The 15359-nt window shown below is 44.0% G+C and carries 12 protein-coding genes and 3 tRNA genes; 8 read left to right on the forward strand and 7 right to left on the reverse strand.

Annotated features, from left to right (window positions below; all coding sequences use genetic code 11):
- Nucleotides 1-51: 51 nt before the first annotated feature.
- The gene (locus ACS72_RS02905) at nt 52-837 is read right to left on the reverse strand and encodes a sulfite exporter TauE/SafE family protein (RefSeq protein WP_008303377.1); all 786 of its coding nucleotides are present in this window, start codon (nt 835-837) and stop codon (nt 52-54) included.
- A 180-nt stretch (nt 838-1017) separates the two neighbouring features.
- Nucleotides 1018-1287 carry a PspC domain-containing protein gene (locus ACS72_RS02910; protein ID WP_004813390.1) on the reverse strand — a complete coding sequence of 90 codons (270 nt, stop codon included), beginning with the start codon at nt 1285-1287 and terminating at the stop codon, nt 1018-1020.
- A gap of 234 nt (nt 1288-1521) precedes the next feature.
- Between ACS72_RS02910 and ACS72_RS02915 the strand changes: the two genes are divergently transcribed.
- On the forward strand, nt 1522-2211 hold the full coding sequence (locus ACS72_RS02915; RefSeq protein WP_008303374.1) for a hypothetical protein: 690 nt from the start codon (nt 1522-1524) through the stop codon (nt 2209-2211).
- A gap of 314 nt (nt 2212-2525) precedes the next feature.
- On the opposite strand, the gene ACS72_RS02920 is transcribed toward ACS72_RS02915, so the two are convergent.
- The 5 genes from ACS72_RS02920 to ACS72_RS02940 all read right to left on the reverse strand — a co-directional run bounded on the left by ACS72_RS02920 (nt 2526) and on the right by ACS72_RS02940 (nt 8425).
- Nucleotides 2526-2601, reverse strand: a tRNA-Lys gene (locus ACS72_RS02920).
- Nucleotides 2602-2673: 72 nt separating this feature from the next.
- A tRNA-Lys gene (locus tag ACS72_RS02925) sits at nt 2674-2749 on the reverse strand.
- Nucleotides 2750-2769: 20 nt separating this feature from the next.
- Nucleotides 2770-2845 (reverse strand) — tRNA-Lys (locus ACS72_RS02930).
- Between the two features lie 131 nt (nt 2846-2976).
- Nucleotides 2977-4818, reverse strand: coding sequence for a long-chain-acyl-CoA synthetase (locus tag ACS72_RS02935; protein ID WP_008303373.1), 1842 nt, complete (start codon nt 4816-4818; stop codon nt 2977-2979).
- 172 nt (nt 4819-4990) lie between these two features.
- Nucleotides 4991-8425, reverse strand: coding sequence for an Rne/Rng family ribonuclease (locus ACS72_RS02940; RefSeq protein ID WP_008305496.1), 3435 nt, complete (start codon nt 8423-8425; stop codon nt 4991-4993).
- A gap of 771 nt (nt 8426-9196) precedes the next feature.
- Here ACS72_RS02940 and ACS72_RS02945 point away from each other — a divergent pair.
- The 7 genes from ACS72_RS02945 to ACS72_RS02970 all read left to right on the forward strand — a co-directional run.
- Nucleotides 9197-10165 (forward strand): RluA family pseudouridine synthase, encoded by a 969-nt coding sequence (locus ACS72_RS02945; protein ID WP_008305495.1) that lies wholly within the window; start codon nt 9197-9199, stop codon nt 10163-10165.
- Between the two features lie 303 nt (nt 10166-10468).
- Nucleotides 10469-11137, forward strand: coding sequence for an HAD-IA family hydrolase (locus ACS72_RS02950; RefSeq protein ID WP_008305492.1), 669 nt, complete (start codon nt 10469-10471; stop codon nt 11135-11137).
- Between the two features lie 407 nt (nt 11138-11544).
- Entirely contained in the window at nt 11545-12342 is a 798-nt protein-coding gene (mhpD, locus tag ACS72_RS02955) for a 2-keto-4-pentenoate hydratase (RefSeq protein ID WP_048881174.1), read from the forward strand.
- 21 nt (nt 12343-12363) lie between these two features.
- The gene (locus tag ACS72_RS02960; RefSeq protein WP_048881175.1) at nt 12364-13260 is read left to right on the forward strand and encodes an acetaldehyde dehydrogenase (acetylating); all 897 of its coding nucleotides are present in this window, start codon (nt 12364-12366) and stop codon (nt 13258-13260) included.
- 11 nt (nt 13261-13271) lie between these two features.
- Nucleotides 13272-14291 (forward strand): 4-hydroxy-2-oxovalerate aldolase, encoded by a 1020-nt coding sequence (dmpG, locus tag ACS72_RS02965; protein ID WP_008305485.1) that lies wholly within the window; start codon nt 13272-13274, stop codon nt 14289-14291.
- A 351-nt stretch (nt 14292-14642) separates the two neighbouring features.
- A complete protein-coding gene (locus ACS72_RS17250; RefSeq protein WP_008306679.1) occupies nt 14643-15038 on the forward strand; it encodes a transposase family protein in 396 nt (131 codons plus the stop codon).
- Nucleotides 14986-15359 (forward strand): transposase (locus tag ACS72_RS02970; RefSeq protein WP_048881176.1); only part of this gene is annotated, 374 nt, incomplete at its 3' end. The genes ACS72_RS17250 and ACS72_RS02970, both read left to right, overlap by 53 nt.

Genomic DNA, 15359 nt, shown 5'->3' on the forward strand with positions numbered 1-15359 from the left:
ATTTTTATGAAGAATTTTTCTAATCATAAAGCGGTTTGATTACAAATTATACTAATTTAAAAAAAGGTGATTTGAATGTTGTAATAATGCAGTACTTTGCCATAGAGCCTGTATGCCTAAAACCATCAATAAGCCCAAAACTAAAAATTTAAAATGCCGCTGTGACAGGCGATGACGGATTTTTCCGCCAATCCAGACGCCAATCAAAGCAAAAATGGTAATACCGATCAAAATGGATTGTTGTTGTGGATTAATCTGGATCAGGATTGGGAACAATAAAAGTAACTGGATTAGTTTACTGACAATAAAATTCAGGTTGCTGATAATGACGATATCGGTCTTGCTGAGCTGGCTGCTGAGCAGATACATCATCAGGAAAGGAGCCATGGCATTGGTCGCTCCACCAATCACACCAGCCAATAAACCAAAACACACCATACTCAGAATATGCGGGTTGCTCTGAAAAGGTTTGGAGCGAAGCTGATCTAGTACATAAAATATAATTACTGTTCCTAGCAGCAGTTTGAGATAGCCTTCATTCAGCCATAGCAGCAGTTTGACTCCGAACAAACTGCCAATCAAGCTGCTTAAAATCAGTGGCCAATAATGTTTGAGATAATAGCGAATGCTCTGCAGCAGACTGTGCCGCGGATCAGCATTCAGCATCAACAGATTCAGGAGCAGGCAGGGGAAAATGACCAGTGTCACTGCCAGACTCAATGGATATTGGCTGGATAGTACCGCAGTACTCATCATCGGGAAGCCAAACCCACTCAAGCCATGCAGCAGTGCTGCTACAGCACATAAGCACAGTACAATCCATTCAGCCTGTGTCATCCTGAATCCATTTCAAGGAGTTTTTAACTAAGTTATAGAGAAATCAGCCGGTTGGCAAAGGCTAGAGAAATAATTTAACAATTTATTAAATCGCCTGAAGCAGGCAAAAAAAAGCTGTGGTCATTAGGGGAAATGCCACAGCGCAAAAGGGAATTACTATTTACTCTATAAAAAGGAAACTTACAGCGGATCTTTATTTACATCACGAATTGGTCGTTGATAGCCCGTAGACTGATGCGGCGTATGTTCAACCATAGCTTGCTTTTTTGGCATGATCAGCCAAAGTACAAGATAAACCAGGATACCTGGGAAAGCGGCACTCATTATAGAGATCACCACGAAAATCAGACGCAGTAAATTTGCATTCCAACCAAAACGTTCAGCAATACCACCCATCACACCTGCAATCATGTTCGAGCGGTTAGAGCGATATAAACCAACATTGGCCATTCAGGTCTCCTTAATAATTAAGATAAAAGAACAACGACGTTCCTCTTAAAATATGGAGCTAAGTCATTATTTTTAAAGTGTCTAAATAAAATTTATTCGTAAATTTATGTAAATTGGGATTAAGTATTTTTCTCGGAATCTTTAACATGAAGACGAAGGTTCCTGAATTTAATAATAATCTCCTGCCTTTGATTTTATAAAAATGCTTGGCTGTTCATAATCTGGTTGAATTAAATGAAATTTAAGGTGTTTAAAGTTTTCAAGAGACTGGAGTATCAGCTCGGTGTGATATTGCTGGGTACACTCGGGCTGGTGGGGTGTGAGCGTCATTCGGGTAAACCGATCAGTGATACTGAACTTGAGTTGCACCATAAAGAGGAGGTAGCTGTTTCTCTCGCTAATCAAGCGCTAGATGAAAGTACTCAAGCCAAGAAACTGACTGATATTGCTGGTCATGCCACTTTCAGAGAGGAAGATGGCTTTAATGGGCAGCCTATTCCAGATTATGCGGTTGACTTCGTTGGACGCTATTACACGGAAGTCAGTTGTAATGATGATGGTTTTTCTCCCTGCAAAAATGGCAAGGCAATGTTTATTCTCACCCTTGCCCCGAATGGTCTGGTATATCGCAGTATCTTGCAACATGGTCAGCTATTTACCTTCCAAAACAAGATGGCGACACCTTATTCAACCTATCGTAAAGACCGTTGGGAATTGAATCCCACTCGTAAGGAGCTGGTGGTCTACCGTAAAGAGGGCCTGGTTTTGTATTATACTGTCAAAGACAATACCAAGCTGGTGATGAATATTGCAAAAACCCAGCAAGAAAATCGTCAAGAGCTGATGGATCGATATTATGTGCTGCCACGTATATCTTATGAACTGGTAAAAGATATTGATAATCAATCCCCTTCGCCACAATAAGGCGAGGGTAGACTAAGAAAACTCACAAAAATCCTGATGCGTTGAAATAGCCCAGATACAGATAAAAAATTATAAGACGATTGAAAGAAAACTGTAGCTTGGTGGTGGTATAGGACTTGAAACCACGCCTCATAGTTTAAAAAGCTCTTGTTCTAGCAACTAGACGAATAACGCACAAATATATCTAAAATAATCCCAGCATATTTTAAAATGAAGAGAGCAAGAATTCAGAAAATACAAATCAAAGCCGTGATCGGTTGATGATCTTGATTGGAATATACAGGTGTTATGATCTTCGCAGAATAGAAGAAGAATGGTGGGTCGTCCGCGACTCGAACGCGGGACCAACGGATTAAAAGTCCGCTGCTCTACCAACTGAGCTAACGACCCTGAGGAGTAGAAATGATGAAGATCATTTTTACGACGCAAGATTTGGTAATTGCGCTATCCCGAAGGATAAGATGGTGGGTCGTCCGCGACTCGAACGCGGGACCAACGGATTAAAAGTCCGCTGCTCTACCAACTGAGCTAACGACCCATCTTAGGCTGTCAAATAAATGGTGGGTCGTCCGCGACTCGAACGCGGGACCAACGGATTAAAAGTCCGCTGCTCTACCAACTGAGCTAACGACCCATATCATTTGATGGAGCGTATTGTAGCAAGATATGAAATCAGCGCAAGTAAAAAATAACAAAGTTGCCCATGTTTGATTATAAATGCAACAAATTGAATTTATATACACAAAAAATAGGCAACTTCAGCACTTAGAAGCGATATTGATAGGCCTGGATGTTAGTAAAAACTTCTGCCGTTACATCGCAATAAGCATCTGCTCCCGGTAAGCACACCAGTAAACGTTCATCAGTCTTGCTTGGATCAAATGCTTGCTCTTTCAATTTATTTTTCTGATATTTAAAAGTACCAGTGGTTTCGACCTGTTGCTGTATACGCAGGAATACCGGAACCGAATAAGCAGGCAGACATTTCTTGAAACAGCTCAACATCTCTTTCAGATCGGTATCGTTCAGTTCAGCTTCCGGTTTCAGTGTAATGGCTGCCATACCAGCACGACCATTGGTGTTTGGAATTTCTACCCCATATACCACTGCCTCTACAATCTTGTCATACTCGGTCAGCATGTTTTCCACTTCGGTCGTCGATACATTTTCACCTTTCCAGCGGAAAGTATCCCCCAAACGGTCGACAAACTGCGCATGACGGAAACCGATGTCGCGGACCAGGTCGCCGGTATTGAAATAGGCATCACCTTTGCAGAACACATCTTTCATAATGACAGACTTATTCTTTTCCGGATCGGTATAGCCATCAAATGGCGAACGACGGGTAATTTTACCAATCAACAGACCTGTTGTGCCTTTTTTGACGCGTTTACAGTGACCTTTGGCATCACGTACCGGCTCGTTTTTGTCTTTATCGAATTCAACAATCGCGTAGGGAGTTGGGGAGAAGCCGACAGTATTGTCAAAATTGAACACATTGCTGAAACCGACATTGCCTTCACTGGATGCATATAGTTCAAGTACTTCTTCAATACCAAAACGGTTTTTGAACTTATCCCAGATATTTGGACGCATACCGTTACCGATCATTTTCTTGACGCGGTGACCTTTTTCCAGCTCTGAAGAAGGTGCATCCATCAGGTAACGGCAAAGTTCCCCGACATACCCAATTGCAGACGCATCAAATTTTTGTACATCTTTCCAGAATGAAGAGGTCGAGAATTTACGGCGGATTGCAAATGTCCCTGCACCGGCAATCACACCACACCAGCATACCACCATGCCCGTCGCATGATACAGTGGCAGGGTGCAGTACATCACATCCTCTGTACCCAGGTTAAGCACATGACCATACGTGCCATAAGCAAGGGTCCAGCGACTATTGGTAAAGATTACGGCTTTCGGCAGACCAGTAGTGCCGGAAGTGTAGATGTAGAACAGACCATCTTTACCTTGCACACTATGTGTTGTTGATGGATTGAATTTCGGGAAAGTATCAATGACTTCAGCAAGATTGATAAAACCTTCAGGTGCCTGACCAGGATTTTGCTGGGTAGGCTGATCGGCAAACCAGTGGAAACGGTCCGCCGCGATATTCAGTTCATCACGGATCTCGGCAACCGCGGCGTGACATTCATCACCCACAATCAGGGCAATCGGTTTGACCAGATTAATGCTATGTGCCAGCACTTTACCGACCTGTGAGGTATTCAGCAGGGCAATGGTCACGCCAAGCTTGGCCAGACCAATCACGCTGGCGACCATTTCCGGGCGGTTCTCGACCATCAGGGCAACGACATCGCCTTTTTTCGCACCTAGCGACAGGTAGTAATGTGCAATCTGGTTGGCCCAACCATTCAGTTCTGTATAGCTAAAGCTCTGGTCTTCAAAACGCAGGGCAATACCTTCCGGGTTGCGCTGTACCGCTTTTTCAAAAGCGAGACCCAAACCTGCAGCAGTATTTGGGGTACGTAAATAAGCCTGCCTAAGCCCATTGACCAAGTTCGGTACTTTTTTCAGGAAAGCGGGGATTTTGGCTGCGACATCAGCAATACCAATCAGATCATGTTGTGTGGTTTGGCTCATGGTAATCCTATTTCTTTTACGTATCCGATACGTGCACTGAATATGCAATAACTGTCCGTTGTAGTTTTAATGGTTGATTTAAAGAGTAATCAACCTAATTTGACAAAATCTAGCAAAAAAAACCTAGTCACCGAAATGACTAGGTTTTTTTTAGTTACTGCAATTGGGCGAATTATGACTCAGTTGCAGTATTGGCTTTCTTCGGTGGACGGCCACGTGGGCGACGCGGACGGGCAGGAGATTTCTCTGCTTTTTCCGCTTCTGTTTCCACTGTTTCTGCTTTTGCTTCAGCTGCATTTTCAGCGGCTGATGCTTTCCCTTCAGCGGCAGCAACTGGTGCTTTAGCTGTAACAGGTGCATTTTCAGGCTGTTCTGTAGCTTCTGGCTCAGTTTGAGCTGCTGTTACTGCAGTCTCAGGTTGATCAGCAACTAAAGGTTTAACAGGCTCGTCAGTTCTTAGAACTTCAATCGTCTCGGCTTGTTGTGCTGCCACAGCCTGAGCTTCAGCAGCGGGTTCAGTCGGTTTTCCTTCCGGTTGAGCTGCCTGTTTTGCTTGTACAAGTGCTTGTTCTGCAGCAAGTTTTGCTAGACGACGACGCTCACGTGGATCATTAGCTACACGCTTTTCTGACACAGGTTTTGGTGGATTCAGATCCAGTACCGGAGCAGGTTCTGGTTCAGGCTGAGCCTTGTTCACTTCTACATCACGCGTTACCGGTTTTTTCTCGGTGGCCACTGCTACAACAACAGTTTCATTGTATTGCTGCGTGAACTTGTCCAGTGCACGGTTGAAGGTCGCCATCAGGCCGAACTGCTCAATCAGTACTGAACAGTCTTCACCGTACACATGACGGATCAGGCTGCCTACGGTGTACTGACCAAGTGTCGGTACTTGTGAAGGACGAAGCTGAGCGGCCTGAGCCTGCTGACCTTGTGCAGCACGACGGTCACGACGACGTTGACGTGGGTCATTGCTGGCACGAGACTTTTCAGCTTTCGGCGTTACCTGTTCAAGCGCTGCTGCTGGAGCAGGGGCTTCAGTCAGATCAACCGCTTCAGTTTTCTCTTCCAGTTCTGCTGCCATCGTTGCTACGGCTGGTGCCTTTTCAGGTGCAGTTTCTTCAGTCGGAGTAGCAACTACAGATGCGGTACCGTTCAGCGCTACGATTTCACTTTGGCCTTGATCGACATTCACCATCATAGCCGTTGGTGTAACGTCCTGACGCGGTGCATCAATCAGCTCTACGCGTACTTGACGTTCATTAGCTGCTGGAGCTTCAGCTTGAACAGGTGCTTGTGGAGCAGCCGGTTGCTCATTCAGTACGCTTTGATCGCGGTGACGATTTGGGCGTTCTGGACGTTGCTGGTTGCGACGGTCACGACGTGGTACAGCATTTTGCTGTTCAGCTTGAGCATCCTGGTTGTGCTCTTGCTGATGGCGCGGGTTCTTACGCTTTTGCTCACGCTGTTCTTGACGCTGTTCCTGGCGAGACAACTGAACCACTTCTTCATGCACTTGTTGTGGTGCATTGTCATGTTGTTGTGGCTCGCGTTGCTCTTTGTGCTTGTTGTTGCGTTGTTTTTTATGGCTGCGTTGTGATTTTTCTTCACGTTCAGCCTTTTCAGCCTGATCACGCTCTGGCTTATGTGCCACAGTTGATGGCGCAAGGTAAGCATTGCTACTTGGTGTAGCAGCTGGTTGTGGGACGTGCTGCGGCGCCTGCTGTGCAGCAGGTGATGTAACCTGGCCGAACTGACCACGGCTGACTGCGCCGTTATTTACCAGCTGTTCAATCGCAGCAGCTGCATTATTGGCAGTGCGAGATTGATCTACAGTTGCAGCCTGCTTTTGTACAAACAGGTTTTCTAACCAAGCACATGGGCTGGCAGCAGGTGCAGCAACCTGGGCAGGTGCCTGTTGGGCAACCGGCGCTTGCTGTGCAGTCTGGTTCTGATTTTGCTGGTTTTGATGTTGATTATTACGGCGTTTATTGTTTCTGCCATTGTTTTGTTGCTGAGCAGGCGCTGGTGCAGCTGCATGCGTATGTTGTTCTTCTTCTAAATGCCACTCAGAAGACTCATAACCCAGTTCTTTTTCACTTGAACGTGTTGCTTCAGTGCGTTCATAGCTAGTTGGTGCGAAACCTTCAGGATTATAAGAAATCTCGTAATGCGGCGTTTCCAGGTGCGGGTGCGGCAATACAGTCACACGTGTACTTGAAGTCTGTTCTAAGTAAACCAGGCTGTGACGCTTTTCATTCAATAAGAATGCAGCGATTTCAACCGGTACTTCAACCTGAACTTCACCATGACGTTCACGCAGAGCAATTTCTTCCACTTTACGCATGATTGAAAGTGATAAAGAACGCAGGTCACGCACCATACCTGTGCCATGACAGCGTGGGCAGACATAACCAGTGGCTTCTTCAAGCGAAGGACGTAAGCGTTGACGACTCATTTCCATCAGGCCAAAACGTGACAATTGACCAAACTGGATACGTGCGCGGTCACTTTGGGTTGCTTCACGCAGTTTTGCTTCAACCATGCGCTGGTTGCGGTCTTTGGTCATATCGATAAAGTCGATCACGACTAAGCCACCAATATCACGTAAACGTAACTGGCGTGCAATTTCTTCAGCAGCTTCAAGGTTGGTATTTAACGCGGTATCTTCAACATCCTGACCACGAGTCGATTTTGCCGAGTTGATGTCGATCGATACCAATGCTTCAGTTTGGTCAATCACGATTGAGCCACCTGAAGGAAGTTTTACTTCGCGTTCATAAGCCGTTTGGATCTGGCTTTCGATACCAAAATGCGCAAACAAAGGCTCATTTAAAGTATAGGTTTTGAGCTTGTCTAATTGACGTGGCATGACCGCTTTTACGAAGTTGTATGCTTCGTTATAGGCTTGTTCAGAGTCAATCAGAATTTCAGCAACGTCATCACGTAAATAATCACGGATGGCACGTGTCACCACGCCAGCTTCTTGATGAACCAGCATCGGCGATGGGCCTGAGTTTGCTGTGCTTTGAATTTGAGCCCAAAGGTCTAACAAGTGCTGTAAGTCGAGTTGCAATTCTTCTTGTGAACGACCGATCCCGGCAGTACGCACAATCACGCTCATGCCGCGAGGTACATTTAAAGACGCCAGCATCTCTTTCAGTTCTTCACGGACTGAACCCGAAATCTGACGGCTGATCCCCCCACCTTTCGGATTGTTTGGCATCAATACCAGATAACGACCAGCAAGAGAAATGAAAGTAGAAAGGGCAGCACCTTTATTGCCACGTTCTTCTTTTTCTACCTGAACCAGAAGCTCGGTGCCTTCAGTGATCAGTTCGCGGATATTCGAAGTTTGGCGAGGATCTGCTTTGTAGTAAGTATTGGCAATTTCACGCATCGACAAGAAACCTTGACGACCCGCACCGTATTCAACAAATACAGCTTCTAAAGAAGGTTCTACGCGAGTCACGTGACCTTTATAGATATTAGATTTCTTTTGTTCACGGGTACGATTCTCTAAATCGAAATCGTAAAGACGCTGACCAGTGACAAGTGCAACGCGAATCTCTTCGGCATGTGTTGCATTAATCAACATACGTTTCATGGGTGTAACACCTTATAGTGATACACAGCAAAAAATCGCTATACACGTAGCGAACATCACACATCACGGATCAATGGCTCAAATCTGCAATGAATTTCATTGTGGTTTGAGTCTTTTATTCCCAGCGTCTATTTTGATATAGATCAGCTTTGGTTTTGATTCACGTATTGATGATGGCAATACGGCTTCAATCTTTAAACGATTAAAGTCACCTGAACGCTTCACTGGCGGACGAGCGGTGCATTGGATGTGAGTAACTTTCACTGTCACATTGCTCGAAGATCATCCCTTCTTTATAGATAGAGTGTCTTGATACGGAATTATCGTCGTACCTTTACAAACTGTGCAGATCCAATGCATCAAACGCTGTTGCCTGAAGTCGTCTTCAGGGTGCGACTAATCTGATGTGTATCAGTTTACGTTTAAAAGCCAACTAGGTTGGCGACATATTTTTTCAGACAAACTGATTTATGTACCTGAAGTACAATTAAACGCAACAGTTTGCTTTTTTGCCGATATAATAAGCCTTCGGCGTCGGCATAATTCTTTTGGGACCTTCCCGTATTATGTGAGGGTTTAATTGAATGATCATGTACAGAAATAAATCTGTCATGCACCAACTTTTACTCACAAACGATGGTTTCCGTGCGCTGACTATATCAAACCTTGAATCATCTGCCTATGGGCTAAGCTTATGTTTCTTGTGTAAAGCATAGCCTAAGTGGTCATTTATTAATCAATTTCAATCAATTTTTAGGTCATAGTAACTGTATGAATTCTACGCAACAATGGCAAAACGTCACGTGGTTTGAGGTGGATGAGCACCAAGATGGACAGCGAATCGATAATTTCCTGTTTAGCCGTCTAAAAGGTGTACCAAAAAGCCGCATCTATCGTTTGATTCGTGAAGGCCAGGTTCGCGTCAATAAAAAACGAATTAAGGCAGAAACTAAACTGGCCATTGGTGATCAAATCCGTGTGGCACCAATACGTTATGAACAAAAAGATGAATCTGCTGCACCGGTTTCTGACAAGGTCGCTCAAGGTCTGTTGGCACGTGTAATCTATGAAGATGAAGGCTTGATGGTTGTCAATAAACCTTCCGGGATTGCGGTACATGGCGGTAGCGGTGTGGCCTATGGCCTGATCGAAGGTCTGCGTGCTGCAACGGGTAAAAAATACTTGGAGCTGATTCATCGTATTGACCGTGATACATCCGGTCTGGTGATGATCTCGAAAAAACGTAGTGTGCTTAAAACCCTGCAAGATTTATTACGTGAGCATAAAATTAAAAAAACTTATGCGGCAGTCGTGAAAGGGCAAGTAAGTCTGGATAAGCAACTTATTGATGCACCTTTACACCGTTATGAGCTGTCTAATGGTGAACGTCGTGTCCGTGTTTCTAAAGAAGGTAAGGATTCGAAAACTCAGTGGAATGTAGCAGAACGCTTCATGCATGCAACGCTGGTCTATGCATCGCCATTGTCAGGTCGTACCCATCAGATTCGTGTACATGGTTTAAGCATTGGTCATCCGCTGGTGGGTGATGAAAAGTATGGTCATGAGACGGAGTATCGTGGGCCAAAACCACGCCGTTTATGTTTGCATGCCATGCGTCTGGAGATTCCGGGTTATCCGACCATTGAGGCACCTTTACCTGAAGATATGCAGAGTCTGGTTGCACAGCTTCGCGCGCAAAAGGCGGATAAGGTAGTCACACCTGCGGAAGATGATGAGTAAGTTAAACTTCTTATGTCTCTTTATTTATGACGATTTAGAGGCTAGGTTTCTCATCTAAATAGATGACAGGCGACATGGATGTCGCCGTTACTCTGTGGCATAGGGAAATGCCATCAGAGTAACAAAGGATTTTTGCTACTTTTCATCCTTGAAAAGTAGATAATACCTATGCGAAAAGTAGCTGCTTATTGAAGTCAATTGTGGTGATGAATTAATTTAATACGTCTCTCCCTTGTGCAGCAGTGCTGCTCTTCTCCTGATAGGAGAGGACTCTAAAAGCTGAATCAAATCTAGGAAATCTTTATGAACTCACCTGTAAAACTGGTCATTTTTGATTGGGATGGCACTTTGTTTGATTCAGTTGCTCAAATTGTGGCTAGCCTGCAGTTTGCCGCGCAGCAATTTAATCAACCGCTGACCAATGCTGATGCCAAAAGCATTATCGGTTTAGGTCTGCCGGAAGTCGCACAACGATTATTCCCAGCTGTGCCAGAATTGCATGCGGATATTTTGCAGGCTTATTCAGAACATTATGTAGCGAACTCTGTTGAGGATGCCTGGTTTGAAGGTGTATCTGAGATGCTATACGCATTAAAAGATCAAGGGATTAAACTGGCTGTCGCTACAGGTAAAAGCCGTAAAGGGTTGGACCGTGTATTAAAGCAGACCAATAGTCTGGAATTATTTCATGCGACTCGTGCTGCCAGTGAAACTCGTTCTAAGCCTCACCCATTAATGTTAGAGGAAATTCTAGCAGAAACTGGTGTACATGCCCATGAAGCGATTATGGTGGGGGATACCTCTTATGACCTGGAAATGGCGCTGAATATTGTCATGCCAAGTGTAGGCGTAAGTTATGGTGTGCATACGTCAGAGACTTTAGCGAATTTTAATCCGCTGTCGATTGTGAATGATGTCAGCAGCTTACATGAGTTTTTATTGGCTAAAGTCCAATGGAAGGAAGCGATTTAATTCAGTATGCTGGGTTTTATCAAATGACAGACAATTTATACAGTTTAAATGTCTGTCATTGAATTAAATTCGCGCATTTAATCTAATCTTTTAGTCTAAAGCTGCAAACTTGATCAATTTGAACGACCAAAATTGTTGAGAATTTCACTCGGTATTTTTCTATTAAAATTAATCAAATTATTGTTTTATATGAATTAACATAAGAAATATTTATAGCTATTAGCTATAGCGAAAAATAAAATAACTATTGGCATTCATTCATTAATTTTCCGATTCTTAGACTGTTTATTTTTATGCTCTTTTCAGTATCCGCCACTTTTCCAAATTGCAGAACGTTTTTTGCTTTTGGTCTGGCTCTATTCTGGATTCCAGCATAAACCTCATTTTTGCAGTTTAAGGAAACATTGATGTCGAATTCTGCTGTCGTTGAATCAGTTGCTCAAGCACTCCGTAGCGCTGAATTATCACAAACTGCGATTGCACCGATTCGCCCGGAACTTGGCGGTGAAAGTGCTGACGTAGATATCGCCTATGCCGTTCAGGAAGTGAATACCGAGCGTGCTTTGTCTGAAGGTCGCCGTCTGGTGGGTCGTAAAATTGGTTTGACGTCTAAAGTCGTTCAAGCGCAACTGGGTGTAGATCAGCCGGATTTCGGTATGTTATTTGCCGACATGGCCTATGGCGATGGTGAAGCAATTCCAGCTGGCTTTCTGATTCAGCCGAAAGTTGAAGCAGAAATCGCATTGGTGATTAACCAGGATTTAACCAAAGAAAAACACACGTATGCAGACATTATCAGCGCAACTGATTATGCACTGCCTGCAATTGAAGTGGTCGATAGCCGTATCGAAAACTGGAAAATCAGTTTAATCGACACCGTTGCAGATAACGCATCTTCAGCGGCTTTTGTATTGGGTTCACGTCCTGTGAAACTCGACAACCTTGATCTTGTAAATTGCAAAATGACCATGACTCGCGCAGGTGAAGTGGTATCTCAAGGCGTAGGTAAAGCATGTCTTGCAAACCCGTTGAATGCCGCAGTTTGGTTGGCTGACGAAATGGTACGTCGTGGCCGTCCATTGCTTGCAGGTGACATCATTTTGACTGGTGCGCTTGGTCCAATGGTTGTCGCAAATGCAGGCGACGAATTTGTCGTTGAGATTGAAGGCTTTGGTTCAGTAACAGCTGCTTTTGCTGCTGAATAATCGAATATTGAGAGTACATTCATGAAAAAGATTAAATGTGCAATGATCGGTCCAGGTAACATCGGTACTGATTTGCTTTACAAATTACAACGCAGCGAATGGTTAGAACCAGTATGGATGGTGGGTATTGACCCAACTTCTGAAGGTCTTGCGCGTGCTGCGAAAATGGGTTTAAAAACTACTGCTGAAGGTGTTGATGGTCTTCTTCCTCACGTTCTTGAAGATGACATCAAAATTGTATTCGATGCAACGTCTGCTTATGTACACGCTGAAAACAGCCGCAAGTTAAATGAACTTAGTGTGCTCATGATTGACTTGACGCCTGCTGCGATTGGTCCATTCTGCGTACCACCAGTAAACCTTGAAGCATTGCTTGCGGCTGGCGAAGTGCCAAACGTAAACATGGTAACTTGTGGTGGTCAGGCAACAATTCCAATGGTTGCTGCAGTATCTCGCGTTCAACCTGTTGAATACGGTGAAATCATTGCAACTGTATCGACTAAATCTGTTGGTCCAGGTACACGTAAAAACATTGATGAATTTACGCGTACAACTGCAGGCGCAATTGAGAAAGTTGGTGGTGCGAAACAAGGTAAAGCGATCATCATCATTAACCCGGCTGAGCCACCACTGATGATGCGTGACACTGTTCACTGCTTAGTTGAAGGTGAACCAGATCAAGCAGCGATCACTGAATCAGTACACGCAATGATTAAAGAGGTTCAAAAATATGTACCAGGTTACAAATTAGTAAACGGTCCTATTTTTGACGGTAACCGTGTTTCTATCTTCCTGGAAGTAGAAGGTCTTGGTGACTTCTTACCTAAATATGCAGGTAACTTAGACATTATGACAGCAGCAGCTGCACGTACCGCAGAAATGTTCGCTGAACACGTATTCAACAAAGAAGAAGCTTAAGGAGCAACCACATGTCTAAGATTATTGTTCATGATATGACTTTGCGTGATGGTATGCACCCACAGCGCCATCAAACCACTGTTGAGCAAATGATTGCCATTTCAACCGCACTTGATGATGCAGGCGTACCTTTAATTGAAGTAACGCATGGTGACGGCCTGGGTGGTTCATCAGTGAACTACGGTTTTGCTGCTGCAACTGACGAAGAATACCTATCTGCTGTTGTGCCACGTATGAAGAATGCAAAAATTTCTGCATTGCTTTTACCAGGTATCGGTACGGTTGACCATTTGAAAATGGCACATGAAATTGGTGTATCTACCATTCGTGTGGCGACGCATTGTACTGAAGCGGACTGTTCTGAACAGCACATCACCGCTGCACGTAAATTAGAAATGGATACAGTGGGCTTCTTGATGTTAGCTCACATGGCTTCACCTGAAAAATTGCTTGAAGAAGCAAACAAGATGGTGTCTTACGGTGCAAACTGTATTTATGTGACTGACTCTGCGGGTTACATGCTTCCTCAAGATGTGATCGACCGCGTAGGTCACTTACGTCAACACTTGGATCCAAGCATCGAGCTAGGTTTCCACGGTCACCATAACTTAGGTATGGGTGTATCGAATACGGTTGCTGCTGTTCAAGCAGGTGCGCTACGTGTAGACTTGGCTTCTGCTGGTCTTGGTGCTGGTGCGGGTAACACACCACTTGAGCTGTTTATTGCTGTAGCTAACCGTATGGGTATGGACACTGGCGTTGACTTGTTCAAAGTACAAGATGTTGCTGAAGACCTTGTGATTCCAATGATGCACAACCCAATTCGTGCAGACCGTGATGCGGCTACTTTAGGTTATGCGGGTGTTTACTCTTCATTCCTGTTGTTCGCGAAACGTGCTGAAGCGAAATATGGCGTATCTGCGCGTGAAATCCTGATGGAACTTGGTCGCCGTGGTACGGTGGGTGGTCAGGAAGACATGATCGAAGATTTGGCATTAACCATGTCTAAAGCGCGCGAGTTACAAGCTTAATTGTTAAAACGCAAGTTTTAAAAAAAGCGTCCGAAAGGGCGCTTTTTTATTTTTAAATTTAAAAATATTTAAGTAACACAATTAAAAATAAATTTAGAAATAACTTATGTATGCTGTCATGCATAAATATTTGAACTGCGAAATAAATCCCCTGAATTAAATAGCTATCATATTTTTTATAAATACAACTTATAGTTTTTGGGTATTATAAAAAGCCTTAAACGTAAAAACGATTAAAAAATAGATTTTAAAGAGTTTATATATTAGATCTCTTTCATAAATCAAAAAACGATCTTCTTTTTGGTTAATATTTGCACTCCGGATTTCTTGGCATTCGTGCATAATCTGCGGATGAAATATATCGATTCAAACAAGCTTTCTGACCCTCAGTTCAAGCGATACACAGGCATCTCATGGTCAACTTTCTATTTGATGGTTGAGCAATTGCAGAAGCATGTCTCTGCCAAAGGCAGACCGCCCAAGTTAAGCCTGGAGGATCAGGTTCTGCTCTGTCTGAGCTATTGGCGGGAATACCGAACCTTATTTCACGTTGCGACGAGTTACGGGGTTTCAGAGCCCACAGCCTCAAGAATTGTCCGTCATGTTGAAGACTGCCTGATTCGGTCCAATCTGTTTAATTTACCCAAAGATTTACCCGAGGGCGAAGGCATCGACTGGAATGTTGTGATCGTGGATGCCACGGAAATTCCAATCCAAAGGCCTAAAAAAACAGAAGAAAAGCTATAGCGGCAAGAAAAAGCCCCATACCTTTAAAGTACAGGCCATGATTCACTACAAAACTCAGCAAATTCTGAGTTTATGTACCAGTCGCGGTGCAGTGCATGATTTCGAGTTGTTCAAACGCAATTTAAACCAGATTCCTTTTGGGGCTTTTATCCTTGCAGATAAAGGCTATCAGGGGATTTATGTGTTGTATCCGAATAGCCTGTTGCCATTAAAAGCCAAAAGACACTGTAAATTGGATCCTGAATTGAAAATCTATAATCAGGAAATCAATAAAAGAAGAATCGGAATTGAGCATGTATTTGGCAGCCTGCAAGCATTATT

It is taken from the genome of Acinetobacter sp. VT 511 (assembly GCF_001077515.1).
Classification (GTDB): domain Bacteria; phylum Pseudomonadota; class Gammaproteobacteria; order Pseudomonadales; family Moraxellaceae; genus Acinetobacter; species Acinetobacter schindleri.

Coding starts and splice junctions, on each gene's coding strand:
- ACS72_RS02905 (WP_008303377.1), bottom strand. CDS start 837: ATGACACAGGCTGAATGGATTGTACTGTGCTTATGTGCTGTAGCAGCA.
- ACS72_RS02910 (WP_004813390.1), bottom strand. CDS start 1,287: ATGGCCAATGTTGGTTTATATCGCTCTAACCGCTCGAACATGATTGCA.
- ACS72_RS02915 (WP_008303374.1), top strand. CDS start 1,522: ATGAAATTTAAGGTGTTTAAAGTTTTCAAGAGACTGGAGTATCAGCTC.
- ACS72_RS02935 (WP_008303373.1), bottom strand. CDS start 4,818: ATGAGCCAAACCACACAACATGATCTGATTGGTATTGCTGATGTCGCA.
- ACS72_RS02940 (WP_008305496.1), bottom strand. CDS start 8,425: ATGAAACGTATGTTGATTAATGCAACACATGCCGAAGAGATTCGCGTT.
- ACS72_RS02945 (WP_008305495.1), top strand. CDS start 9,197: ATGAATTCTACGCAACAATGGCAAAACGTCACGTGGTTTGAGGTGGAT.
- ACS72_RS02950 (WP_008305492.1), top strand. CDS start 10,469: ATGAACTCACCTGTAAAACTGGTCATTTTTGATTGGGATGGCACTTTG.
- mhpD (WP_048881174.1), top strand. CDS start 11,545: ATGTCGAATTCTGCTGTCGTTGAATCAGTTGCTCAAGCACTCCGTAGC.
- ACS72_RS02960 (WP_048881175.1), top strand. CDS start 12,364: ATGAAAAAGATTAAATGTGCAATGATCGGTCCAGGTAACATCGGTACT.
- dmpG (WP_008305485.1), top strand. CDS start 13,272: ATGTCTAAGATTATTGTTCATGATATGACTTTGCGTGATGGTATGCAC.
- ACS72_RS17250 (WP_008306679.1), top strand. CDS start 14,643: ATGAAATATATCGATTCAAACAAGCTTTCTGACCCTCAGTTCAAGCGA.